Source organism: Streptomyces sp. NPDC002580 (assembly GCF_042889485.1).
GTDB lineage: Bacteria > Actinomycetota > Actinomycetes > Streptomycetales > Streptomycetaceae > Streptomyces.
On the sequence record NZ_JBIAQZ010000012.1, the window covers coordinates 11855 to 36164 of the forward strand.

At 72.0% G+C, this 24310-nt stretch carries 20 protein-coding genes; 9 read left to right on the forward strand and 11 right to left on the reverse strand.

What is annotated here, in order from left to right:
* Positions 1–111: 111 nt before the first annotated feature.
* The 5 genes from ACFYW7_RS31590 to glgX form a co-directional block, all read right to left on the reverse strand.
* Positions 112–1869, reverse strand: coding sequence for an ABC transporter ATP-binding protein (locus ACFYW7_RS31590; RefSeq protein WP_389508627.1), 1758 nt, complete (start codon positions 1867–1869; stop codon positions 112–114).
* On the reverse strand, positions 1866–3746 hold the full coding sequence (locus ACFYW7_RS31595) for an ABC transporter transmembrane domain-containing protein (RefSeq protein WP_389508629.1): 1881 nt from the start codon (positions 3744–3746) through the stop codon (positions 1866–1868). Before ACFYW7_RS31595 ends, ACFYW7_RS31590 begins: the two co-directional genes overlap by 4 nt.
* Positions 3747–3776: 30 nt before the next feature.
* Complete coding sequence (locus ACFYW7_RS31600; protein WP_389508631.1) at positions 3777–5693, reverse strand: ABC transporter ATP-binding protein; 1917 nt, start codon at positions 5691–5693, stop codon at positions 3777–3779.
* Entirely contained in the window at positions 5690–7699 is a 2010-nt protein-coding gene (locus tag ACFYW7_RS31605) for an ABC transporter ATP-binding protein (RefSeq protein WP_389508633.1), read from the reverse strand. The genes ACFYW7_RS31600 and ACFYW7_RS31605 overlap by 4 nt, the downstream gene beginning before the upstream one ends.
* A 116-nt stretch (positions 7700–7815) precedes the next feature.
* Positions 7816–10137: a glycogen debranching protein GlgX gene (glgX, locus tag ACFYW7_RS31610; RefSeq protein ID WP_389508635.1), complete on the reverse strand. Its 2322-nt coding sequence runs from the start codon at positions 10135–10137 to the stop codon at positions 7816–7818.
* 151 nt (positions 10138–10288) lie between these two features.
* On the opposite strand from glgX, the gene ACFYW7_RS31615 reads away from it, so the two are divergent.
* The 9 genes from ACFYW7_RS31615 to ACFYW7_RS31655 all read left to right on the forward strand — a co-directional run bounded on the left by ACFYW7_RS31615 (position 10289) and on the right by ACFYW7_RS31655 (position 19156).
* Positions 10289–11518, forward strand: a complete 1230-nt coding sequence (locus ACFYW7_RS31615; protein WP_389508637.1) for an Ig-like domain-containing protein — start codon at positions 10289–10291, stop codon at positions 11516–11518.
* Positions 11519–11698: 180 nt separating this feature from the next.
* The gene (locus ACFYW7_RS31620) at positions 11699–12946 is read left to right on the forward strand and encodes an Ig-like domain-containing protein (RefSeq protein ID WP_389508639.1); all 1248 of its coding nucleotides are present in this window, start codon (positions 11699–11701) and stop codon (positions 12944–12946) included.
* Positions 12947–13023: 77 nt separating this feature from the next.
* Complete coding sequence (locus ACFYW7_RS31625) at positions 13024–13791, forward strand: enoyl-CoA hydratase/isomerase family protein (RefSeq protein ID WP_389508641.1); 768 nt, start codon at positions 13024–13026, stop codon at positions 13789–13791.
* Positions 13792–14198: 407 nt separating this feature from the next.
* The gene (locus ACFYW7_RS31630; protein ID WP_389508643.1) at positions 14199–14702 is read left to right on the forward strand and encodes an ATP-binding protein; all 504 of its coding nucleotides are present in this window, start codon (positions 14199–14201) and stop codon (positions 14700–14702) included.
* 301 nt (positions 14703–15003) lie between these two features.
* Positions 15004–15837 carry a polysaccharide deacetylase family protein gene (locus ACFYW7_RS31635; protein ID WP_389508645.1) on the forward strand — a complete coding sequence of 278 codons (834 nt, stop codon included), beginning with the start codon at positions 15004–15006 and terminating at the stop codon, positions 15835–15837.
* Entirely contained in the window at positions 15837–17033 is a 1197-nt protein-coding gene (locus ACFYW7_RS31640) for a hypothetical protein (protein ID WP_389508646.1), read from the forward strand. Before ACFYW7_RS31635 ends, ACFYW7_RS31640 begins: the two co-directional genes overlap by 1 nt.
* 122 nt (positions 17034–17155) lie before the next feature.
* Positions 17156–18070 (forward strand): MerR family transcriptional regulator, encoded by a 915-nt coding sequence (locus tag ACFYW7_RS31645; protein WP_389508648.1) that lies wholly within the window; start codon positions 17156–17158, stop codon positions 18068–18070.
* A 60-nt stretch (positions 18071–18130) separates the two neighbouring features.
* Positions 18131–18343, forward strand: a complete 213-nt coding sequence (locus tag ACFYW7_RS31650) for an EF-hand domain-containing protein (RefSeq protein ID WP_389508650.1) — start codon at positions 18131–18133, stop codon at positions 18341–18343.
* A 66-nt stretch (positions 18344–18409) separates the two neighbouring features.
* Positions 18410–19156: an NADPH-dependent F420 reductase gene (locus tag ACFYW7_RS31655; protein ID WP_389509123.1), complete on the forward strand. Its 747-nt coding sequence runs from the start codon at positions 18410–18412 to the stop codon at positions 19154–19156.
* A gap of 181 nt (positions 19157–19337) precedes the next feature.
* Here the strand turns inward: ACFYW7_RS31655 and ACFYW7_RS31660 are convergent, their stop codons facing one another.
* The 6 genes from ACFYW7_RS31660 to gcvH all read right to left on the reverse strand — a co-directional run bounded on the left by ACFYW7_RS31660 (position 19338) and on the right by gcvH (position 24239).
* A complete protein-coding gene (locus ACFYW7_RS31660) occupies positions 19338–19880 on the reverse strand; it encodes an MOSC domain-containing protein (RefSeq protein ID WP_389508652.1) in 543 nt (180 codons plus the stop codon).
* 88 nt (positions 19881–19968) lie between these two features.
* Positions 19969–20526, reverse strand: coding sequence for a glycoside hydrolase family 25 protein (locus tag ACFYW7_RS31665; protein WP_389508654.1), 558 nt, complete (start codon positions 20524–20526; stop codon positions 19969–19971).
* Between the two features lie 176 nt (positions 20527–20702).
* Positions 20703–20879 (reverse strand): hypothetical protein, encoded by a 177-nt coding sequence (locus ACFYW7_RS31670; RefSeq protein ID WP_389508656.1) that lies wholly within the window; start codon positions 20877–20879, stop codon positions 20703–20705.
* A 181-nt stretch (positions 20880–21060) separates the two neighbouring features.
* Complete coding sequence (locus ACFYW7_RS31675) at positions 21061–22428, reverse strand: L-serine ammonia-lyase (protein ID WP_389508658.1); 1368 nt, start codon at positions 22426–22428, stop codon at positions 21061–21063.
* 162 nt (positions 22429–22590) lie between these two features.
* Positions 22591–23850, reverse strand: a complete 1260-nt coding sequence (gene glyA / locus ACFYW7_RS31680; protein WP_389508660.1) for a serine hydroxymethyltransferase — start codon at positions 23848–23850, stop codon at positions 22591–22593.
* An 11-nt stretch (positions 23851–23861) separates the two neighbouring features.
* Entirely contained in the window at positions 23862–24239 is a 378-nt protein-coding gene (gcvH, locus tag ACFYW7_RS31685; RefSeq protein ID WP_389508664.1) for a glycine cleavage system protein GcvH, read from the reverse strand.
* Between the last annotated feature and the right edge of the window lie 71 nt (positions 24240–24310).

Here is a 24310-nt window from a genome sequence, read left to right on the forward strand (position 1 = left end):
GGGACCCCTGAGGACACCCCGGAAGCCGCCGCCGACCGCCGACCGCCGACCGTCAGCCGTCGACCGCCAGCGGCGGCCGGCCGTCAGCGGCCGGTGGTCAGTGGTGGGGCGTCAGTCGTCGGCCGGGCGGCGTTCTCCGTGCCACGAACGCCACAGGGCCGCGTAGGCGCCGTCGGCCGCCACCAGCTCCTCGTGCGTGCCCAGTTCGGTCAGGCGGCCGTCCTCCATGACCGCCACCCGGTCGGCGTCGTGCGCCGTGTGCAGCCGGTGGGCGATGGCGATGACGGTCCGGCCCTCCAGGACGGCGGCCAGCGCGCGCTCGGTGTGGCGGGCCGTCGCCGGGTCGAGGAGCGCCGTGGCCTCGTCGAGGATCAGCGTGTGCGGGTCCGCCAGCACCACCCGGGCGAGCGCCAGTTGCTGCGCGCGGGAGCCGTCGACGGGCAGGGCCTCGGGACCCAGTTCGGTGTCCAGCCCGTCCGGCAGGTCCGCGGCCCAGTCGTCTGCGCCGACCGCTGCCAGCGCCGCCCACAACTCGGCCTCCCCGGCGCCGGGTTCGGCGATGAGCAGGTTGTCGCGGACCGTACCGAGGAACACGTGGTGCTCCTGGGTGACGAGCACGACCTGCCGCCGCAGCTGTTCGGGACCGAGGGCGACGACCGGTACCCGGCCGACCGTCACCGTCCCGCTGCCCGGCGCGTCGACCCCCGCCAGCAGTCTGCTCAACGTGGACTTCCCGGCGCCCGAGGGCCCCACGACGGCCAGCCGCTCCCCGGGCCGCACCGTCAGGTCGACCCCGCGCAGCACCTCGCCGCCGAGGTCGTACGCGTACCGCACACCGGTGACGTCGATCCGGTCGTCGACCGGATCGGGTGAACCGGCCGAGGCGGTGCGCGGTGCCCGGGCCAGGCCCTCGACGCGGGCGAACGAGGCTCCGCTGGACTGGAGTTGCTCGACCTGGTTCAGCACCTGGTCGAGCGGCTCGGCGAGCCGGTACAGGTAGAGCGTCGCGGCCACCACCGTGCCCAGGCTCAGCGTGCCCCGCGCGTGCAGCGCGCCGCCCACCAGGAGCACGGTGACCACCGGGACGACGTACGAGATCTCCACGGCCGGGAAGAACACGCTGCGCAGGAACAGCGTCCGCATCCGGCTCACCCGCGAGGCCTCCAGGGCGTCCCGGCTCGCCCCGATCCGGCGCTCGCCCAGCCCGAAGGCCTCCACCGTGCGGGCGCCGGACGCGGTGGCCGCGAGGATCTCGGCGACCTCCGAGGTCGCGGCGCCCTCGGCGAGATAGGCGGTGCGCGCACGGCGCAGGTACCAGCGCAGCGCGAAACCGATGCCGGCCAGGCCCAGCACGCCGCAGCCGCCGAGCCGGGGGTCGATGACGAAGACCGCGACGAGGATGAACAGGGCCTGGACCCCGGAGATCAGCAGCTGGGGTCCGGTGTCGCGCAGGGTCCTGCCCACCGTCGAGACGTCGACGGTGCCGCGGGCCGTCAGATCGCCGGTGCCCGCCCGCTCCACGACCGACGCGGGCAGGGTCAGCGTCCGTTCGACGAACTCCTCGCGCACCCGGGCGAGCGTCCGCTCCCCGAACCTGTGCCCCACGTAACGGGCCCAGCGCGCCAGCAGCAACTGGACCAGGGTGGACACGAGGATGACGAGCGCCGGCCCGTCCACCGCCTCCACGCCGCCGCCCTCGCGCACGTCGTCGATCATCCGTCCGAGCAGCCAGGGGCCGACCAGACCGGCCGCGGCGGCCAGCGCGTTGAGACCGAGCACGGCGGCGAACGCCCGCCCGTCGGCCCTGACCAGCCGTGCCGCCGCCCGCCGCACGTCGGCGCGACCGGCGACCGGCAGACGGCCGCTCACCGGTCCACCTCCGCACCCGGGTCGGCCACCGGCGGTCCCGTGCCGACCGTGGGTCCGGTGTCCGTCTTCGGTCCGGTGCCGGAGTCGGCGCTGGTGGCGGTGTCCGTGTCGGTGGCAGTGGCAGTGGCAGTGGCAGAGGCGGGGGCAGGGTCGGAGTCGGATTCGGTGGCGGTGTCCGGCTCCTCCAGGTCACGGGCCACCAGGGCCCGGTATCCCGGCTCCGTCCCGAGGAGTTCGCGGTGGGTGCCGGTGGCCGCCGCCTTGCCGTCGACCAGGAAGCAGACGGTGTCGGCGCGGTCCAGCACGAGCGGCGACGTACTGGTCACGACGGTCGTACGGCCCGAGCGCGCCGCGCGCAGCCGGGTCGCGACGGTCGCCTCGGTGTGCGCGTCGAGCGCCGAGGTCGGTTCGAGGGCGAGCAGCACCTCGGGGTCGGCGATGAGCGCCCGCACGAGCCGCACCCGCTGCCGCTGACCGCCCGACAGGCTGCGGCCCTGCGCGTCGACGGCCCCGTCGAGACCGCCCGGCAGGCCGAGGACGATGTCGTCGGCGGCGGCCGCGCGCACGGCGCGGGCGATGGTCTCCTCGTCGGGAGTCCGGCGCCCTTCGACCAGCTCGCGCAGGGTGCCCGCGAACAGGTCGGCCTCGTGGTCGGCGACCAGGATCCGCTCGCGCACCTGGGGCAGCGCGACCTCGTCCAGCCGTACGCCGCCCCAGGTCACGTCCGAGGAGGCGTACCGGCCGAGCCGGTCGACCACCGCCTCGCAGTCACCGGACCGGGCGCCGGCCAACGCGGTCAGCCGTCCCGGGACCACCCGGACCCCGGACTCCGGATCGTGCAGCGCGGCCGGGGAGTCCGGGGCGTCCAGCGGGGCGGGGGGACCGGCGACGGGCTCCAGGGACAGGAACCGCACCACGCGCCGCGCGGCGACCACGGCCCGGGAGAGTTCGTAGCCGCAGTCGATGAAGAAGTACACCGGCAGGACGAGGGCCGCGACATAGCCGTACACGGAGACCAGTTCGCCGATGGTGATGGTTCCCTGAGCGGCCAGCCGGGCGGCGATCCAGGTCACCACGGCCAGGAAGAGGGACGGCAGTCCCATGCCCAGCGCCTGGATCCAGCTGGTCACCGCGCCGACCCGGTAACCCTGTTCCCGCAGGGCCCCCGAGTCACGGCGGAACGCGTCCGCGAACAGGCCCTTGCCGCCCAGTCCGTTCAGCACGCGCAGACCGCCCGCGAGATCGCCGATCCTCGCCGTCAGCACGGTCTGGCGGTCCCGGTAGGCGGTCTCGGTCCCCTGGAGCCGGACCGTCAACGGACCGACGAGGACGCCGATCAGCGGCATCCCGAGCAGGATCACCACGGACAGCGTCACCGAGACCGACAGCAGCAGGGCGGCCACCACGACGTAGGTGACGATCGCGGCCAGTCCGGGCCCGACGACGGTCAGCGACGTGCTGATCGTCTGCACGTCGCCGACCCCGACCGTGACGACCTCCCCGGCCCCGGTCTGCCGCGCGAGCGCCGCGCCGAGCCGGGCCGCGTGCTCGACCACGACCTTGACCGTACGGAAGTTGGCGTCCATCCGGACCTTGGTCATCGTGCGGTGCCGCACGACGCCCAGCCAGGCGTTGAACACCCCCGCGGCCAGCACGGCGGCCGTCCAGCCCACCAGCGCCGTCTCGTCGCCGGGCTCCAGCCCGTCGTCGATCGCCCGGGACAGCAGGTACGGCGTCAGCGCCGTGAGCCCCATCCACACGGTGGCGACCACCGCGCCGGTCGCCGACCGGCCGGCCTGCCGGGTGACCAGCCACCACAGATACCGAGGACCGCTCCGGCGGTCCGGTGTCCCCGGATCCGCGTACGCGTCGATCATCCGTCCCTCTCGCCCGTCGGTCGGTCCCCGCTAAACGAGGCTGTCTCGCCATGCCCGGTGCAGATCCGCGAACCGGCCCGTCCCTGAGACGAGTTCACCCGGTGTCCCGTCCTCGACGATCCGCCCGTGCTCCATCACCAGCACCCGGTCGGCGATCTCCACCGTCGACAGCCGGTGCGCGATGACCACCGCCGTACGGCCCCGCAGGACCGTCGACATGGCGCGCTGGACGGCCCGTTCACCCGGGACGTCCAGGGAACTGGTCGCCTCGTCGAGGATCAGCACGGCCGGGTCGGCGAGCAACGCCCTTGCGAAGGCGACCAGTTGGCGCTGTCCCGCGGAGATCCGGCCGCCGCGCTTGCGCACGTCCGTGTCGTAGCCGTCGGGCAGGGCGCTGATGAAGTCGTGCGCGCCGATCGCCTTCGCGGCCCGCTCGATCTCCTCGCGGGACGCCTCGGGACGCCCGATCGCGATGTTCTCGGCGACCGTGCCGGAGAACAGGAACGCCTCCTGGGTCACCATCACCACCCCGCGCCGCAGCTCGGGCACCGACAGCTCGCGCAGATCGACCCCGTCGAGCAGGACCCGTCCGTCGGAGGGGTCGTAGAACCGGGCCACGAGCTTGGCCAGCGTCGACTTCCCGGCGCCGGTCGAGCCGACCACGGCCACCGTCTGTCCGGCCGGGAGCGTGAGCGAGAAGGACGGCAGCACCTCCCCGCCGGTGCGGTACGCGAAGCGGACCTCGTCGAACACCACCTCGCGGCCGGGGTGTTCGGAGGCGAGCGCGGGCAACTGCCGCGGCACGGAGGGCTCCGGCACGGACGGCGTCTGGGCCAGCAGGCCGGCGATCTTCTCCAGCGAGGCCGCCGCGGACTGGTAGGAGTTCAGGAACATCCCGAGACGGTCGATCGGGTCGTACAGTCGGCGCAGGTAGAGGACCGCCGCGGCGAGCACGCCGAGAGCCAGCGAACCCGACGCCACCCGGTAGGAGCCCCACAGCACGATGCCCGCGACCGCCGTGTTGGCGACGAGCCGGGAGCCGACGACGTAGCGGGCCATCTCCAGCAGGGCGTCGCCGTTCGTCCTCTCGTGCCGCCGGTTGAGCACCCGGAACTCGGCCTCGTTGGCGGCCTCCCGGCGGAACGCGCGCACCGGCCGGATGCCGTTCATCGTCTCCGCGAACTTCACGATCACCGCGGCGATCGTCGTCGACCGGACGGCGAAGATCCGGCCCGCGCGGTGCTGGTAGCTGCGGATGAGCAGATACAGCGGCACGAAGGAGACCACCGCGACCGCGCCGAGCCCGGCGTCGAGCCAGAGCAGCATCGCCGAGATGTAGACGAAGGACAGGATGACCGTGACGAGTTCCTGGAGGCCCTCGCTGAGCAGTTCGCGCAGCGACTCGACATCCGTCGTGGAGCGGGAGATCAGCCGGCCCGAGGTGTAGCGCTCGTGGAAGTCGACGCTGAGCGCCTGGGCGTGCCGGAAGATCCGGCCGCGCAGATCGAGCAGCACGTCCTGGTTGACCCGGGCCGAGGCGCTGATGAACGCGTACTGGAGGCCGCCGGAGGCCGCCGAGCACAGCAGGTAGACCACGCCCACGGCGATCAGCGGCCCGTGGTCGTCCTGCCGGAAGGCCGGTACGGCACGGTCGATGGCGTAGGCCACCAGCAGCGGACCCACCTGCACCGCGGCCTGCTGGAGCAGCAGCAGGACGGTGGTCACGATCACCCGGGTCCTGAGCGGGGCGAGCAGTGACCGCAGCAGGCTCGTGGTCGCGCCCGGCGGAGTGGGGAGGGCGTCGTGGTCGAAGGGGTCCTCGTACGGCCCGGGTCCACCGTCCGCCCGGCTCCCGGGTCCCCCCTCCGGCCCCTCCGCCGGTGGTCCCTGGCGGGGTTCCTCGTTCGGGTCCCGGTCCGGCGCGGTGGTCGTGGGCGCCGCGGTCATCGGCCGTCCTCCTCTGTCCCGGACATCAGACGGGCGTACTCGGGGTGGGTGCGCAGCAGTTCGTGGTGGGTGCCGACCGCCGCGACGCGGCCGCCGGAGAGCAGCGCCACGCGGTCGGCCAGCAGGACCGTGGACGGGCGGTGGGCCACGATCAGCGCGGTCGTCTCGGCCAGCACCCGGCGCAGGGCGGCCTCGACCGCCGCCTCGGTGTGCACGTCCAGCGCGGACAGCGGGTCGTCGAGCACCAGGAAGCGGGGGCGGCCGACCACCGCGCGGGCCAGCGCGAGCCGCTGGCGCTGGCCGCCGGACAGGCTCAGGCCCTGCTCGCCGACCTGCGTCGCCGTGCCCTGCGGCAGGGCGTGCGCGAAGTCGGCCTGCGCGACGGCGAGGGCACGGTCCAGCTCCGCCTGTCCGGCGCTGGCCGCGGCGCCCATGAGGACGTTCTCGCCGACGGTGGCCGAGAAGAGGGTGGGCTCCTCGAAGGCGACGGCGACGAGTTCGCGCAGTTCCTCGCGCGGCATCCCGGTGATGTCCCGGCCGTCCAGGGTGATCCGGCCGGACGTCACCTCGTGGAGCCGGGGGACGAGCGCGGTGAGGGTGGTCTTGCCGGTGCCGGTGGCGCCGACCAGGGCCATGCTCTCGCCGGGGCGGATGTGCAGGTCGATGTGGACCAGGACGGGGGGCGCGTCCGGCGCGGCGTCGGGGTAACGGAACCCCACACCATGAAAACGGAGCCCACCCTCGGCCTCCGGCCCGCCCGCGGATGTCGGCAGGTCGGCGACGGCGGGGGACGGAGACCCGGGGAGGGGAGCGAACCCGGCGAACGGTGCCGGTGCCGTCGCCCGAGCCGGAGTGGGCGTGGCGGGAGGGGCGGGGGCGGCCGGTACCGGGCCACGAGAGGGTGCGGTCGCGGAGTCCGGCGCGGGGGCCGTGTCGTGGGCGGGGGCGGACGTGGTGGCCGGTGTCGACGGGGAAGGCCGGCCGGGTACGGCCACGACGGCCGACTCCGGTGGCGCGTCCATGACTTCGAAGTACCGTTCCGTGGCCGTCGCCGCCTCCTGGCTCATCGCGAGCAGGAAGCCGATGGAGTCGACGGGCCAGCGCAGCGCGAGCGCCGTCGACAGGAACGCCACCAGCGTGCCCGCCGAGAGGTGGCCGTCGGCGACCTGGACCGTGCCGAGGACGAGGGCGGCGCCGATGGCGAGTTCGGGCAGCGTGACGATGACCGCCCAGATGGAGGCGAGCAGCCGGGCCTTGGCCAGTTCCGTGCCGCGCAGTGTCCGGGACAGGTCGCGGAAGGCGCGCGCCTGGCTGCGATGGCGTCCGAACCCCTTGATGATCCGGATGCCGAGCACGCTCTCCTCGACCACCGTCGTGAGGTCGCCGACCTGGTCCTGCGCCCGCCGCGCCACCTCCGAGTAGCGCCGCTCGAAGAGCCAGCAGACGACCATGACGGGGACGGCGGGGGCGAGGAGCACCAGCCCGAGGGTCCATTCCTGGGCCAGCATGATGGCGATGCCCGCGAGGATCGTCACGGAGTTCACCAGCAGGAAGGTCAGCGGGAACGCCAGGAACATGCGGACCAGCATCAGATCGGTGGTCGCCCGGGACAGCAGCTGACCCGACGCCCAGCGGTCGTGGAAGGCGATCGGCAGGCGTTGCAGATGCCGGTACAGATCGGCCCGCATCGCCGCCTCGACCCCGGCCAGCGGCCGGGCCACCAGCCAGCGGCGCAGCCCGAACAGACAGGCCTCGGCGACGCCGAGGAGCAGCAGGTACAGCGCCCCGAGCCGGACCCCCGCCGGGTCGTGCGCGGCGACCGGACCGTCCACCATCCACTTCAGGATCAGCGGGAACACCAGCGCCATGCAGGACGCGACCACCGCGACGAACGCCGCGCAGAACAGCCGCGCCCGTACCGGCCGTACATACGGCCACAGGCGCAGCAGGCTGCGTACGGTCGAACGGCCGGGGTGATCCATGGTGGCTGCATCTGGTGTGGGCATCAGGGGCGAGCCTACGTTTCACCACTGACAGTGCCCACCGGGTTTTCGGCGCACCTGGACCCCCCCGGGCCCGCCGGCGGCCGCGCGGCGAGAAGGCCGGTCCGTCCGGCCCGGCCTCAGCAGACCTTCAGCAGAAGCACGGACCGCGCCGGCACCGTGATCGCGGTGCCCGCCGCGTGGACGACCCCGGGCGCCTCGGACTGTTCCTCCCGCGAGGTGTCCACGACCACCTCGTACCGCGCGGCCCAGGGCATCCCCGGCAGTTCGAAGGAGGCCGGCCGGTCCCCGGCGTGCAGCACCGCGAGGAAACTGTCGTCGACGACCGGGGCGCCGAACGCGTCCCGGCCGGGGATGTCCCGGCCGGACAGGTACATCCCGAGGGTCGCGGCGGGCGCGTACCAGTCCCGTTCCGTCATCTCGGTGCCCCGCTCGGTGAACCAGGCCAGGTCCCGCAGCCCGTCGGCCGAGTGCGCCCGGCCGGAGAAGAACGCCCGGCGGCGCAGCACGGGATGCTCGTGCCGCAGCGCGATCAGGCGCGACGTCAGCTCGAACAGCGCCCGCCAGCCGGGGTCGTCCAGCAGCGACCAGTCGACCCAGCTGATCTCGTTGTCCTGGCAGTAGGCGTTGTTGTTGCCCCGCTGGGTCCGCCCGAACTCGTCCCCGGCGACCAGCATCGGCACCCCGGTCGACAGCAGCAGCGTCGTCAGCAGGTTCCGCAGCTGCCGCCGCCGCAGCGCCGGCAGTCCCTCGTCCTCGCTCTCGCCCTCCGCGCCGCCGTTCCACGCCCGGTTGTCGTCCGTGCCGTCCCGGTTGCCCTCGCCGTTCGCCTCGTTGTGCTTGCGCTCGTAGGACACGAGGTCCCGCAGGGTGAAGCCGTCGTGCGCGGTCACGAAGTTGACGGAGGCGTAGGGGCGCCGGCCTCCCCAGGCGTACAGGTCGCTCGACCCCGACAGGCGGTAGCCGAGGTCCCGCACGTCGGGCAGCGCGCCGCGCCAGAAGTCCCGTACGGCGTTGCGGTAGCGGTCGTTCCACTCGGTCCACAGCGGCGGGAAGGCGCCCACCTGGTAGCCGCCCGAGCCGACGTCCCAGGGTTCGGCGATCAGCTTGACCCGGCGCAGCACCGGATCCTGGGCGATGACGGCGAGGAACGGCGACAGCATGTCGACGTCGTGCATGGACCGGGCCAGCGCGGCCGCCAGGTCGAAGCGGAAGCCGTCGACGCCCATCTCGGTCACCCAGTACCGCAGTGAGTCCGTGATCAGCCGCAGTACCTGCGGCTGCACGACGTGCAGGGTGTTGCCGCACCCGGTGTAGTCCGCGTAGCGGCGGGCGTCCGACTGGAGCCGGTAGTACCCCCGGTTGTCGATGCCGCGCAGCGACAGCATCGGCCCCAGCTCGCCCGCCTCCGCCGTGTGGTTGTAGACCACGTCGAGGACGACCTCGATCCCGGCCGCGTGCAGCGCGCGCACCATCCGCTTGAACTCGCCGACCTGCTGGCCCGTCGTCCCGGAGGCCGCGTAGCCCGCGTGCGGGGCGAAGTAGCCGATCGAGTTGTAGCCCCAGTAGTTCTTCAGACCCCGGCGCAGCAGATGGTCCTCGTGCGCGAACTGGTGCACCGGCAGCAGCTCCACCGCCGTCACCCCGAGGTTCACCAGGTGCTCGATCGCGGCCGGGTGCGCCAGCCCCGCGTACGTGCCGCGCAGTTCCTCGGGGATCCCCGGGTGCAGACGGGTGAATCCGCGCACGTGCAGTTCGTAGATGACCGAGTCCGCCCACGGGGTCTTCGGGCGGTGGTCGTCCGACCAGTCGTCGTCGTCCTGGACGACGACGCCCTTGGGGACGAACGGCGCCGAGTCCCGGTCGTCGCGCACGGTGTCCGCGACCTGCTGCTGGGGCCAGTCGCGGACGTGCCCGTACACCTCCGGCGGCAGCGTGAAGTCGCCGTCCACGGCACGGGCGTACGGGTCCAGGAGCAGCTTCGCCGGGTTCCAGCGGGCGCCGGTCCACGGGTCCCAGCGGCCGTGCACCCGGAAGCCGTAGCGGCGGCCGGGGTGCACCCCGGGGACGAATCCGTGCCAGATCTCGTGGGTGAGTTCGGTGAGCGGGACGCGCGTCTCGGCGCCCGCCTCGTCGAAGAGGCACAGGTCGACGGCCTCCGCGCCGCCCGCCCACAACGCGAAGTTGGTGCCCGTGGTGCCGTCGGGGCCGACCCGGAAGCGCGCTCCGAGCGGCGTCGGGGCACCCGGCCACACGGAGACGGGGGGCGCCGCGGGGCGCCGTGCGCCGTTCAGCGCCGGACCGGACGGTTCCGCCGCGGGCTCCGTGGCCGGTGGCGCGGCCGTGGACGGGCCCGCCGGGTCCACGACGGTCTGCGCGGGCAGCCCGCCGCCCGCGGCGTGTCCCTCGTGGACCGCCTCCTGCTCGGGTGCGCTCGACACCGGTCAGCCTCCCACGGCTCGTGGAACGACGCGAAAAAGGGTGCGCGGCGTCCCGGCCGCGGCTCCTTGTCACGTCGTCCTCCCCACTGTTCTGCCCAGAGCGTGGCTCGCACTCACGTTTCCCCGGAGGGGCGGCGTCGTTGGGTCCCTTGTGAAGCACGTACAGACGCGCGCGCGGCGCGCAGGGGCCGCGCTGGCCGCCGTACTGACCTGGGCCGGCCTGCTGGCCGGAGCCGCAGGCTGCACCTCCGACGGGATCCCGGAAGGGATCGGCGGGGCGTTCGGCAAACCCCGTTCGCCCGAGGACGTCATCCACGTCTCGCCGGACGACAACACCGCGGGCGTACGCCCGCGGCAGACGCTGCGGGTCCGGGTGCCCAGCGGGCGCCTGGAGTCCGTGGAGGTGGTCAGGTCCCAGGACGCCCAGGAGTCCCCGGTGCCGGGGCACATCACCGACGACGGCCTGACGTGGCTCCCGGACGACGAGCGCCTCGCGCTGGCCGCCAAGTACACGGTGGACGCGGTCGCGCTGGACGGCCGTGGGCACCGCTCGGCACGGCACACCACGTTCACCACGGCCGTCCCCGACGAGCGGTTCATCGGCTACGTCACTCCGGAGAACCGCTCCGTCGTGGGCACGGGCATGATCGTCTCCCTGGAGTTCAACCGCGAGATCAAGAACAGGGCCGCGATCGAGCGGGCCATCCACGTCCGGGCCAGCCCGGCCGTCCCGATCCGCGCGCACTGGTTCGGCGGCGGTCGCGTCGACTTCCGTCCCGAGCGGTACTGGAGCCCGGGCACGAAGGTCACCGTGGAGCTGCGGCTGCGAGACGTCGAGGCGGCACCGGGGGTGTACGGACTCCAGTCCAAGACCTTCTCGTTCACCGTCGGACGCAGCCAGGTCTCCCTCGTCGACGCCCGCGCGCACACCATGGAGGTACGCCGCGACGGCAGCCTGCTCGCCACGGTGCCGATCACGGCGGGGGCGCCGAAGACGACGACCTACAACGGGAAGATGGTCGTCACGGAGATGCTCGAAGTGACCCGCATGAACAGCCGCACGGTCGGTTTCGGCGGCGAGTACAACATCCCGGACGTCCCGCACGCGATGCGCCTCACCGAATCCGGAACCTTCCTGCACGGCAACTACTGGGCGCCGGACGTCTTCGGCAACACCAATGTGAGCCACGGCTGCGTGGGCCTGCGGGACGTGAAGGGCGGCAGTTCCGCCACCCCGGCGGGCTGGTTCTTCGACCGCAGCCTCATCGGGGACGTCATCGAGGTCGTCCACAGCAACGACAAGCAGGTCGCCGCCGACAACGGGCTCGGCGGCTGGAACATGGGCTGGAAGGAATGGAAAGCGGGTGGGGCGGTGAAGTAGCCCGGTACACGGGTCCGCGCACAACGCACTCCAGTGACTCCCGGCACGGCCGAAGTTGGGACTGAACGGTGACCTCCCCGGGGGGCCATCGCTCCAGGTCGTGTGATTAATTAGCGCGATAAGCGCGTGGGACGCGCTGGAGTGCGGGCCTGATCAGGCCGTGCGAGGGGAGAAATAACTTTGAACGGGCGACCGATATCGGGGTCGGTTGGCGCGCGGGCACACAAGGGCAGGGGAATTCCGGCGTTGCTGCTGGGAGTTCTGCTGCTCACCGTGACCGCCTGCGGTGGGGGCGGGGGTTCGGACCAGGGGTCCGGCTCCGGCGAAGGCAAGGGCAAGGGGGCCGGCGCCAAGGCCGACACCAAGGTCTCGCAGGCCGTGGTGAGCATCGCGCCCAAGGACGGCGCCGCCGATGTGAGGACCAGCGGGGCCCTCAAGGTCACCGCGGCCAAGGGCAAACTGACCGAGGTCGAGGTCAAGGACACCAAGGGCCGCGCGATCGAGGGCAGCATCACGGACGGGGGCGCCACCTGGACGCCGTCGACCCATCTCGCCGGGGCCACCAAGTACAAGGTCCACGCGGTGGCCAAGGACTCCGGAGGCCGTGAGGCCGCCGAGGAGTCCGCGTTCACCACGCTGACCCCGAAGAACACGTTCGCCGGCATCTACACGCCCGAGGACGGCTCCAAGGTGGGCGTCGGGATGCCCTTCTCGGTCCGCTTCACGCGGGGTATCACCCACCCCGAGGACGTCGAGAAGGCCATCACCTTCAAGACCGAGCCCGCGGTCGACGTCCAGGGCCACTGGTTCGGCAACGACCGTCTCGACTTCCGCCCCGAGGACTACTGGGCGGCCGGTACGAAGGTCACCGTCACCTTCAACCTCGACGGCGTCGAGGGCCGCCCCGGTGTCTACGGCAAGCAGGCGAAGACCGTGAAGTTCACGATCGCCCGCAGCCAGGTCACCACCGTCGACTCGAAGACCCACAAGATGGTCGTCAAGCGTGACGGGAAGGTCCTCAAGACCATCCCGATCACGACGGGCAAGCCGGGCTACGACACCTGGAACGGCCAGATGGTCATCAGCGAGCGCCTCGCGGTGACCCGCATGAACGGCGAGACGGTCGGCTACGGCGGCGAGTACGACATCAAGGACGTGCCGCACGCGATGCGTCTGACCGACTCGGGAACCTTCATCCACGGCAACTACTGGGGTGGCGGCGCCTTCGGCAACTACAACGCCAGTCACGGCTGCATCGGCGTACGCGACGTGCGCGGCGGCTACGACAAGAACGTGCCGGCGGCCTGGTTCTTCAACCACTCGATGAACGGTGACGTGGTGATCGTGAAGAACTCCAACGACAGGAAGGTCGCCCCGGACAACGGCCTCAACGGCTGGAACATGTCCTGGTCCGACTGGACCAAGTAGTACTTCTCCGTGGGGCCGGGTGCGCTGTGACTCAGCACACCCGGCCCCACGGCGTTAACGAGCACTAACCTGCTCCCATGACTGTGCATCTCGAAGTGGCCGAAGGCGTGGGCACCATCCGCCTGGACCGCCCTCCCATGAACGCCCTGGACGTCGCGACGCAGGACCGGCTCAAGGAGCTCGCCGAGGAGGCCACGGCCCGCCCGGACGTCCGCGCGGTGGTGCTGTACGGCGGGGAGAAGGTGTTCGCGGCGGGCGCGGACATCAAGGAGATGCAGGCGATGGACCACGCGGCGATGGTCGTACGGTCCCGGGCCCTGCAGGAGTCCTTCACCGCCGTCGCCCGCATCCCCAAGCCGGTCGTCGCGGCCGTCACCGGCTACGCGCTCGGCGGCGGTTGCGAACTCGCCCTCTGCGCCGACTTCCGCATCGCCGCGGACAACGCCAAGCTGGGCCAGCCGGAGATCCTGCTCGGCCTGATCCCCGGCGCGGGCGGCACCCAGCGGCTGTCCCGGCTGATCGGCCCCTCCAAGGCCAAGGACCTCATCTTCACCGGCCGTATGGTCAAGGCCGACGAGGCGCTCACGCTCGGCCTGGTCGACCGGATCGTCCCGGCCGCCGAGGTCTACACCGCCGCGCACGCCTGGGCCGCCGGGCTCGCGAAGGGTCCCGCGATCGCGCTGCGCGCCGCCAAGGAATCGATCGACGCGGGCCTGGAGACGGACATCGAGACCGGGCTGACCGTCGAACGGAACTGGTTCGCGGGGCTGTTCGCGACCGAGGACCGGGAGCGCGGGATGCGGAGCTTCGTGGAGGAGGGACCCGGAAAGGCGAAGTTCCTCTGAGCCTTCCGCCGGCCTTCCGGCGGGCGCTTCTGCCGGACGCTTCACCGGGCCCTCCGCCGGGCCCTTGAGGGCCGCCGCCTCCCGGTCCGCGGGCCCGGAGGCGGCCCCTTCCCGGTCCGCCGCGCCCCCGTCCTCCCCGCTGCTCCCCTCGCAGTTGACGCGATGTCTTACCCGGCGTCCCCCGATGGGACGGGTTATGTCGGCCTTAAGTCAGCCTTAAGCGCACCTTGTCGGGGAGCGTCGGTCATTGCCCTCGGCCGACCTGTTCCGGCAGCTCGGAAGGGTCCTCCTCGGCCCCGAACTGCCTCCGGCATATGCCGATCGACTGGTGCGGAATGTCGTATTCCGGGGGGTGTATTCCTCCGGAACGGCCCCGAAGCGGGCGGTCGGCGGCCATGATGGGGGGCATGGCGGGGCTGGAGGGTATCGAACAGCCGCGGCGGCACGGGAGTGCGACCGCGGCACGCTGGACGCCTGCGGTCGAGGACGAACGGGCGCTCAAGGCACTGGAGTTGTTCGGCAATCCCGCCGAGGGCGAGGTGCATCTGCCGTCCCGTCCGGAGTCCGCGGCCACCGCGCGCCGGCTCACCCAGGTCGTGGTGCTGCGGCACTGGGGCCTGTCCCCGAAGATGACGGAGGACGTCGTCCTGCTCGCCTCCGAACTCGTCGGCAACGCCGTACGCCACACCGGGGCCCGCAGTTTCGGACTCCGCATGCGCCGCCGTCGCGGCTGGATCCGCGTCGAGGTCCGCGACCCCTCCCGCGGCCTTCCCTGTCTCATGCCGGTCCAGGAGTTGGACCTGAGCGGGCGTGGCCTCTTCCTCGTCGACAAGCTCTCCGACCGCTGGGGGGTCGACCTGCTGCCCCGCGGCAAGACCACCTGGTTCGAGATGCGCGTCGCCGACCGCTGACCCTTCCCGCCCGACGCGGAAGCGCCGCAGGGGAGACGGCCGGTTTCCGGGGCGCCGCGCGACGGCCGAGGGCGCCTCGCGCCACCGGCGACGACCGTGGGCCGGGTCGATGGGGGAGACCGTACCGCCGACCGTCGCGGACTCGCCCGCGTGATCCAGGGGCGGCGCGCGGCGGATACCGCTCCCACCGGGCCCCCGTGGGCGCCGTACACCCAGACACCCGAGCCCGCGGAGCGACCCGAACCGCCACCCGGCCGGACCAATCGCCGGTTTTCCGGCCGTTCCATCCTTAAATGGTCCGGTGACCACGCCCGCCGAAGACCACGCGGCCCCCGCCCCGCCCCGGCGCGCCGCCCTGCTCACGGGACTCGCGCTCACCGCGGGATCCCTCGCCACCTCGGCCACCACGGGCTGCGCGCCCTCCGGAGCCACCCGCTCCCGCCCCCTCACCACACCCCCCGCCGCCCCCAGCGCGCCCTCCGCCACCGCGACCCACCCGGCCTCCGCGCTCGCTCCCCGCCGCTACCCCGGCCGGCCCGCCGAGATCACCCACGGCCCCCGCACCCGTCCGTCCCGTGTGGCCCTCACCTTCCACGGCCAGGGCGACCCCGCCGTCGCCACCTCGCTCCTGGGCGAGGCGGAGAAGGCCGGCGCCCGGGTCACCGTCCTCGCCGTGGGCACCTGGCTGGACGAACATCCGGGGCTCGCCCGCCGCATCCTCGACGGCGGCCACGACCTCGGCAACCACACCCTCCGGCACCTCGACATCAACGCCATGCCACGGGCGGAGGCCGCCGCGGAGATCCAGGGCTGCGCGGACCGCCTCAAGCGGCTCACCGGCTCGATCGGCACCTGGTTCCGGCCGTCCCGCTCCCCCCGCGCCTCCCCCCTGGTGGCCCGCCTCGCCCGCGAGGCGGGCTACCCGCACACGCTCTCCTACGAGGTCGACTCCCTCGACTTCACCTCGCCGGGAGCCGCCGCGGTGACCCGCAACGTCCTGTCCGGGGTCCGCCCGGGCTCCGTCGTGAGCCTGCACTTCGGATACGCCGACACGGTCGCCGCCCTCCCCGCCCTCCTGCACGAACTCGACCGGCGCGGTCTGCGCGCGGTCACCACCACGGAGCTGCTGAGCTGATGCTGACGCCCCCCTCCCCCCTGCACCGCGTCGCGATCGCCGGCGCCGCCCTCTCCGCACTCGCCGTCCTCGCGGGGTGCGGCGGCCCGTCCCGGGACCACGCCGACGAGGCCCTCGCGACCAAGGCCGCCGTCCGGCCCGCCCCGGCGAAGAAGGCGACGGTCCAGGGCCTGCCCGGCATGCCTCCCCTGCTGGACCCGACGGACGTCTACGCCGCCGACCGCCCGAACCGGCTCTCCCCGGTGGTCAAGGACTTCCCGTCCCGGGTCTACGTGCCCAACACCAACTCCAACACGGTCTCGGTCATCGACCCGAAGACGTACGAGGTCATCCAGACGATCCCGGTCGGCGCCCAGCCGCAGCACGTGGTCCCCTCCTGGGACATGAAGACCCTGTGGGTCAACAACGACCGGGGCAACACCCTCACCCCCATCGACCCGAAGACCGGCAAGGCGGGCAAGCCGGTCGACGTGCACGACCCGTACAACCTCTACTTCACGCCCGACGGCAAGTACGCCGTCGTCATGGCCTCCCTCGACCGCGAGCTGGTCTTCCGCGACGCGCACACCATGGAGCGGGTCAAGACGGAGCCGGTCAGCTGCTACGGCGTCAACCACGCCGACTTCTCCCCGGACGGGCGCTACTTCATCGTGTCCTGCGAGTTCAGCGGCGAGCTCCTGAAGGTCGACACCGCCCGGATGAAGGTGGTCGGCCAGCAGAAGCTGCCGTACGAAGGGGCGATGCCGCAGGACGTGAAGATCTCCCCGGACGGGAAGAAGTTCTACATCGCCGACATGATGGCCGACGGCGTGTGGATCCTCGACGGCGAAACGTTCACCCAGCCGACCCTGCTGCACACGGGCAAGGGCACGCACGGCCTGTACGTCAGCCGGGACTCGCGCGAGATGTACATCTCCAACCGCGGCGAGGGCACCATCTCCATCTTCGACTTCACCCGGAACCGGCTCACCAAGAAGTGGCGGCTGCCCGACGGGGGCAGCCCCGACATGGGAGGCGTCTCCGCGGACGGCAAGGTCCTGTGGCTCTCCGGCCGCTACAACGCGGAGGTGTACGCCATCGACACCCGCACCGGCGTCCAGCTCGCCCGCATCCCGGTCGGCAGCGGCCCGCACGGCCTCGCCGTGTACCCCCAGCCGGGCCGCTACTCCCTCGGCCACACCGGCATCTTCCGCTAGGCCCTGTCGAACGCCACGGCTGACGGGCCGTCGTACGGATGACGCCGAACGGCCCGTCGCCGCGGGCGGGGTGTGAGGAGCCGCTTGAGTCTCCACCCACTGGAAGGCCCAGAATCGCGGGCATGACCGAAGACGGCACCGGCCTCCTCACCATCGGCCGACTGGCCCGGACCACCGGCCTGTCCGTCCGCACCGTCCGCTACTGGTCGGACGCGGGCGTGCTGCCCCCGGTGGCCCGGTCCGCGGGCGGCTACCGGCTGTACGACGCCGGGGCCGCGGCCCGCCTGGAGCTGATCCGCACCCTGCGCGAGCTCGGGCTGGGGCTCGAGGACGTGCGCCGGGTACTGGCGGGGGAGACGACGGTGGCGCGGGTGGCGGCCGCGCACGTGGCCGCGCTGGACGCCCGGATCAGGTCGCTGAAGGTGACCCGGGCGGTGCTGTCGACCGTGGCGCGACGCGGCTCGACCGCGGAGGAGACGACACTCATGAACAAGCTGGCACGGCTCTCGGCCGCCGAACGCGGGCGCGTCATCGACGACTTCATGGAGGAGATCTTCGGCGGCCTGGACACCGCGGACCCCGACATCCGCACCCGGATGCGGTTCAGCCTCGGCGATCTGCCGGACGACCCGACACCCGAGCAGGTGGACGCCTGGGTGGAGCTGGCCGAACTGATCCAGGACCCGGGCTTTTGCGCCAGGATGCGCGAGATGATCGAGTTCAACGCGGCGGACCGGGGGCCGGGCGTGGCTCCGGGAACGTCCCTGTGGTTCATGAGCCGCCTGGTGCATCTGGCGGGCGAGGCGCTGGAGCGGGGCGTCGACCCCGGGTCGGCGGAGGCCGACGCGGTGCTGAACGGGGTCCTCGGCGACGCCGACCGGGCCGCCGTACGGGCGTGTATCCGGTCCGCGGCCCAGGCCGGGACGGCCCGCTTCCGGGAGCTGAGCGCGCTGGTCCGCGGCCTGGACCCGCTGTCGGCGCACCGTGAGGAGTTCGCCTGGGTGGTCGCCGCACTGCGCACTCCCGCGGAGCGTTAATCTGACCCCCGTACACAAGGCAGCAACGCACGCAGTGATGCACGACGAAGGGGCGGGTCGGTGGCCGACATCGAGGAAGCACGCAAGCAGTTCGAGCGGATCGATACGGACGGTGACGGCTTCATCACCGCAGCCGAGTTCAAGACCGCTCTCGCCCAGGGCGGCGACTGGAACGTCACCGAGTCGGTGGCGGAGGCCGTCATCGCCAGCCGTGACCTCAACGGTGACAAGGTCCTCTCGTTCGACGAGTTCTGGGACCACCTGAACAAGTGACGCACGGCGAAGGGGCGCCCGCCGGATCTCCGGCGGGCGCCCCTTCGGCATGCGCGGGGCAACCGGATTCCGTACGCCCGGAATAGGGCATTCGCCGCCGGGGTTGGTCATGTCCATCAGGGGCATCCACTCCGGAAGGGCCAGACTCCCATGAAGATCGGCATCATCGGCGCGGGCAACATCGGCGGCAACCTCACCCGGCGCCTCACCGCCGTCGGGCACGAGGTCTCCGTCGCCAACTCCCGTGGTCCCCACACGCTCGGCGCGCTCGCCGAAGAGACCGGGGCGACCCCGGTCACGGTGGAGGAGGCGGCGAGGGGCGCCGACGTAGTGATCGTCACGATCCCGCTCAAGGCCGTGCCGGACCTGCCGGACGGGGTCCTGGCCGGGGCCGCGGAGGACGTCGCGGTCATCGACACCGGAAACTACTACCCGCGCCAGCGCGACGGCAGGATCGCCGGGATCGAGGACGACGGCCTGACCGAGAGCGGCTGGACCGCGCGCCGGCTCGGCCACACGGTCGTGAAGGCCTTCAACGGCACGTACGCCCAGGACATCCTCGACCGAGCCCGCCCGGCCGGAGCCCCCGACCGGATGGCCCTCCCGGTCGCCGGTGACGACGAGGCCGCGAAGCGGCGCGTGCGCGAGCTGATCGACGGGATCGGCTTCGACACCGTCGACGCCGGCGGCCTGGACGAGTCCTGGCGCCAGCAGCCCGGGACCCCCGTCTACGGCCTCCAGGAAGGCCTCGACGCGGTGACGAAGGCGCTGGCGGAGGCGTCCCCCGAGCGTCCGGCGGACTTCCGCGGATAACCGGTCCGACCGCACGCCTGCCGGTGTCCGCCGAGGACCGGCGGGCGGACGGAGACGGGCGGCCGAACGGAGACGGGCGGGCGTACGGAGACGGGCGGGCGTACGGAGGGCGGTCCCCGTTCGCCCGCCGGCACCCGTTCGTCCGGGTGCCCCCGCTCGTCGGCCGGCACCCGGACCGAAGTCAGACGATCTCCAGGGGACGGTGCGGCGCCTCCGGCAGTTCCACCGCCACGCCGTCACCGGGCCGCACCACTCCGCCGACGAGGACGACACCCATGATCCCGGACCTGAACCGGGCCCTGCCGTCCTCGCCTCGCCCGACGACCTGCTTGAGCAGCCCCTTGCTGAAGGTGTCGATCTGGGCGCACGGGTTCCGCAGGCCCGTCACCTCGACGACCGCCGCCGCCCCGAGCCGCAGCCGGGTTCCCGTGGGCAGCCCCAGCAGGTCGATGCCCCGGGTGGTGACGTTCTCCCCGAGCTGACCGGCCGCGACCTCGAAGCCGGCCGCGCGCACCTCGTCGAACAGTTCCTCGTGGATGAGGTGGACCTGGCGCAGGTTCGGCTGCGACGGGTCCTTCTCCATGCGGAACCGGTGCTTGACCGTCGTCCCGGCGTGGACGTCCCCCTCGACCCCGAGCCCGGCGAGCAGCGTGACGCTCTCCCGGTTCGGCTTGGTGAACGAGTACGTCCCGCTGCTGCTGACCGCGGTGACTGTCCCACCCATGTGATCGCTCCCCGCTCGGCCGGCGACCTGTCGCGCCGGTGACCAGCGGAATCGTAAGGCCCATGTCCTGGAGGCGTCTTGTGCGGTTCTAGGCTCCCTCGGCCCATGCGCGCAGCTGGGCCTTGCTCGCGAAGTCCGCGACGTCCTTGTCCACCGGTTCGTCGGTGTGCTGGTGGAAGCGCCATTTCGCCTGGATGCGGGGGGCGCCCGCGGTCGTGTAGTCGGCGATCCAGAGGCCGTCGCCCGCGTACGAGGTGGTGTCGATGTTCAGCCAGAAGTTCCGGTTGGCGTAGAGCAGCACGCGGTGGTCGGGGCGGAGTTGCTTCACCTTGCGGATGAAGCGGTCCTTCTCCGCGTTGCTCGCGTGGGTGCCGTCGCCCGTGGTCTCCCAGTCGACGGCGAGCAGGTCGCCCGCCTTCTCCGGGGCCTTGCTCACGAAGTACGCGGCCTGGGCGTTGATGTCGCCCGGCCACAGGAAGTGGTAGAAGCCCACCACACAGCCCGCTTCGCGGGCCGTCTTCACCTGCGCGGTGAGCTTCGGATTGACGTAGGAGCGGCCCTCCGTCGCCTTCACGAAGACGAAGGAGAGTCCGGCGGTTCCGTACGCGGACGACTGGTAGGCGCTGACGTCGATGCCTCGCAGCATGGGGGTGCCTCCGTGCGGGGACGGGCCATGGGGGGAGTGATGGCCGTGGTTCGCGGGAACAACTACCCTCCGTGTTCCCGTACTTCGCCCGATCCACCCTCGCACGGGCGTCCGGTGCAGGGGTTTTGGCTCTCGCGGTGCGACGCGCATCCGCGCGCGGCGGTCCGAAGCGACTGTCAGTGGTCGGCGGTGCCGGGTGGGACGACCCGTTCGGTGGGCTGGCCCGTGAGGGAAGCGGTCATGTCGAAGACGCCGTCGTCGCTGTGCAGGTGGTCGAAGGCGTGGAGCCAGGTGCTGATGCGTGTCGCCTCGGCGCTGTCCCGGGCCGAGTGGATCATCTCGTACCTGGCCATGTGGGTGGGCCTTCCGCAGATGCGTCCGGACGTCCCTGAGGGGGAAACGATATCGGTCCTGGCCGTATGGAGACATCGTTTCGCGCGAGGTCCTGCCGTGGACGGAGAGCGACCAGGATCGGGACGATCGCGGCCCCGACCGCGCCGGACGTCACGAACGCGCTGGTCGGGGCCTATCCGCTCAGCACTCGATGATGTTGACCGCCAGCCCGCCGCGGGCCGTCTCCTTGTACTTGACGCTCATGTCGGCGCCGGTCTCCTTCATGGTCTTGATGACCTTGTCGAGGGAGACCATGTGGGAGCCGTCGCCGCGCATGGACATCCTGGCCGCCGTGACGGCCTTCACCGCGGCCATGCCGTTGCGCTCGATGCACGGGATCTGGACCAGACCGCCGACCGGGTCGCAGGTCAGGCCGAGGTTGTGCTCCATGCCGATCTCGGCGGCGTTCTCGACCTGCTCGGGGGAACCTCCGAGGACCTCGGCCAGCGCGCCGGCCGCCATCGAGCAGGCCGAGCCGACCTCGCCCTGGCAGCCGACCTCGGCGCCCGAGATGGAGGCGTTCTCCTTGAAGAGCATGCCGATGGCTCCGGCCGCGAGCAGGAACCGTACGACACCCTCGTCGTCGGCGCCCGGCACGAAGTTGATGTAGTAGTGCAGCACCGCCGGGATGATGCCCGCCGCGCCGTTCGTGGGGGCGGTGACCACCCGGCCGCCGGCCGCGTTCTCCTCGTTGACCGCCATCGCGTAGAGGGTGATCCACTCCATCGCGTGGGCCAGCGGATCGCCCTCGGCGCGCAGCTGGCGGGCCGAGTGGGCGGCGCGGCGGCGGACCTTCAGGCCGCCGGGCAGGATCCCCTCGCGGGCCATGCCGCGCGAGACGCACGCCTGCATCACGCGCCAGATGCCGAGGAGCCCCTCGCGGATCTCCTCCTCGGTGCGCCAGGCCCGCTCGTTCTCCAGCATCAGGGCGGAGATCGACAGGCCGGTCTCCTTGGTGAGCCGGAGCAGTTCGTCGCCCGTGCGGAACGGGTACTTCAGGATCGTGTCGTCGAGCTTGATGCGGTCCTCGCCGACCGCGTCCTCGTCGACGACGAAGCCGCCGCCCACCGAGTAGTACGTCTTCTCCAGGACGAGCTCGCCGGCGGCGTCGTACGCGAAGATCGTCATGCCGTTCGCGTGGTACGGCAGGGCCTTGCGGCGGTGCAGGACCAGGTCGTCGTCGAAGGAGAAGGCGATCTCGTGCTCGCCGAGCAGGTTGAGCCGCCCGGAGGCCTTGATCCGCTCGACCCGCTCGTCGGCGCCCTCCACGTCCACCGTGCGGGGCGAGGCGCCCTCCAGGCCGAGCAGCACCGCCTTGGGGGTGCCGTGGCCGTGGCCGGTCGCGCCCAGGGAGCCGTACAGCTCGGCGCGTATCGCCGTGACCGGGGCCAGCAGGTCTTCGTTGCGCAGCCGCCGGGCGAACATGCGCGCGGCGCGCATGGGGCCCACGGTGTGGGAACTGGACGGGCCGATGCCGATCGAGAACAGGTCGAAGACCGAGATGGCCACGGGAACTCCTTGCTGGTTTCGCCGGACGCCGTTGTCCGACGGAGGTGGTGCGGGACTGCATGGAACGGGGCACCGCGCTCTGCTTCCAGTGTGCGCGGTGCCCCGGACATCTGAACGAAAGAGACCGTGCAGATGTAAACGTACGACTTAGAGCATACGAAACTACTTCAGGCCGGGGTACAACGGGTGCTTGTCGGCCAGAGCGGACACGCGGACCTTGAGGGCCTCCGTGTCGTAGGACGGCTTCAGCGTCTCGGCGATGATGTCCGCGACCTCGGTGAAGTCCTCGGCCGTGAAGCCGCGGGTGGCGAGGGCGGGCGTGCCGATGCGCAGACCGGAGGTGATCATCGGCGGGCGCGGGTCGTTCGGGATGGCGTTGCGGTTGACCGTGATGCCGACCTCGTGGAGGCGGTCCTCGGCCTGCTGCCCGTCCAGCTCGGAGTCGCGCAGGTCGACCAGGACCAGGTGCACGTCCGTGCCCCCGGACAGGACGTCCACGCCGACGGCCTTCACGTCGTCCCGGACCAGGCGCTCGGCCAGGATGCGGGCGCCGTCCAGCGTGCGCTGCTGGCGCTCCTTGAAGTCCTCCGAGGCGGCGACCTTGAAGGAGACGGCCTTGGCCGCGATCACGTGCTCCAGCGGGCCGCCCTGGAAGCCCGGGAAGACCGAGGAGTTCAGCTTCTTCGCGAAGTCCTTCTTCGCGAGGATGATCCCGCCGCGGGGACCGCCGAGCGTCTTGTGCGTGGTGGAGGTGACCACGTCCGCGAACGGCACCGGGTTGGGGTGCAGACCGGCCGCGACCAGACCCGCGAAGTGGGCCATGTCGACCCACAGGAAGGAGCCGGCCTCGTCCGCGATCCGGCGGAACTCGGCGAAGTCGAGCTGGCGCGGGTACGCCGACCAGCCCGCGATGATGACCTTCGGGCGGTGCTCCTTGGCGAGCCGCTCGACCTCGGCCATGTCGACCAGACCGGCCTCGTCCACGTGGTACGCGACCACGTTGAACTGCTTGCCCGAGAAGTTCAGACGCATGCCGTGGGTCAGGTGACCGCCGTGCGCCAGGTCCAGGCCGAGGATCGTGTCGCCGGGCTGGGCCAGCGCGAACAGCGCGGCCTGGTTGGCGGAGGCGCCCGAGTGGGGCTGCACGTTGGCGTACTCGGCGCCGAACAGCTCCTTGACCCGGTCGATGGCGATCTGCTCGGCCACGTCGACGTGCTCGCAGCCGCCGTAGTAGCGGCGGCCCGGGTAGCCCTCGGCGTACTTGTTGGTCAGGACCGAGCCCTGGGCCTCCATGACCGCGACCGGAGCGAAGTTCTCCGAGGCGATCATCTCCAGGGTGGACTGCTGACGGCGCAGCTCGGCGTCGACGGCGGCGGCGACGTCCGGGTCCAGCTCGTGGAGGGGGGTGTTCATAAGTGACATGCGGTGACTCCTCAGCCGGCGGTGAAGGCGGTGTACTCGTCGGTGGACATCAGGTCCTCCGGCTGGTCGGCGACGCGGACCTTGAACAGCCAGCCGCCCTCGAAGGGCGCGGTGTTCACCAGCGACGGGTCGTCCACCACGTCCTGGTTGGCCTCGACGACCTCGCCGTTCACCGGGGAGTACAGATCGCTGACCGACTTGGTCGACTCCAGCTCGCCGCAGGACTCGCCCGCGGTCACCGTCTCACCGACCTCGGGGAGCTGGGCGTAGACGACATCGCCGAGCGCGTTGGCCGCGAACTCGGTGATGCCGACCGTCGCGACGCCGTCCTCGGCGACGGACAGCCACTCGTGCTCCTTGCTGTAGCGCAGCTGCTGGGGGTTGCTCATGGCCTGAATTCTCCTGTACGCGGTGGGTGCAGATGGAGGGAAGCGTGGGTGACCCGGGCGGATGTGCCCGG

Bases quoted from the DNA above. Each gene is read 5' to 3' on its own strand.
- ACFYW7_RS31595 (WP_389508629.1), bottom strand. From the start codon at position 3,746: ATGATCGACGCGTACGCGGATCCGGGGACACCGGACCGCCGGAGCGGT.
- ACFYW7_RS31600 (WP_389508631.1), bottom strand. From the start codon at position 5,693: ATGACCGCGGCGCCCACGACCACCGCGCCGGACCGGGACCCGAACGAG.
- ACFYW7_RS31605 (WP_389508633.1), bottom strand. From the start codon at position 7,699: ATGCCCACACCAGATGCAGCCACCATGGATCACCCCGGCCGTTCGACC.
- ACFYW7_RS31625 (WP_389508641.1), top strand. From the start codon at position 13,024: ATGACTGTGCATCTCGAAGTGGCCGAAGGCGTGGGCACCATCCGCCTG.
- ACFYW7_RS31630 (WP_389508643.1), top strand. From the start codon at position 14,199: ATGGCGGGGCTGGAGGGTATCGAACAGCCGCGGCGGCACGGGAGTGCG.
- ACFYW7_RS31640 (WP_389508646.1), top strand. From the start codon at position 15,837: ATGCTGACGCCCCCCTCCCCCCTGCACCGCGTCGCGATCGCCGGCGCC.
- ACFYW7_RS31645 (WP_389508648.1), top strand. From the start codon at position 17,156: ATGACCGAAGACGGCACCGGCCTCCTCACCATCGGCCGACTGGCCCGG.
- ACFYW7_RS31660 (WP_389508652.1), bottom strand. From the start codon at position 19,880: ATGGGTGGGACAGTCACCGCGGTCAGCAGCAGCGGGACGTACTCGTTC.
- ACFYW7_RS31665 (WP_389508654.1), bottom strand. From the start codon at position 20,526: ATGCTGCGAGGCATCGACGTCAGCGCCTACCAGTCGTCCGCGTACGGA.
- ACFYW7_RS31670 (WP_389508656.1), bottom strand. From the start codon at position 20,879: ATGGCCAGGTACGAGATGATCCACTCGGCCCGGGACAGCGCCGAGGCG.
- glyA (WP_389508660.1), bottom strand. From the start codon at position 23,850: ATGTCACTTATGAACACCCCCCTCCACGAGCTGGACCCGGACGTCGCC.
- gcvH (WP_389508664.1), bottom strand. From the start codon at position 24,239: ATGAGCAACCCCCAGCAGCTGCGCTACAGCAAGGAGCACGAGTGGCTG.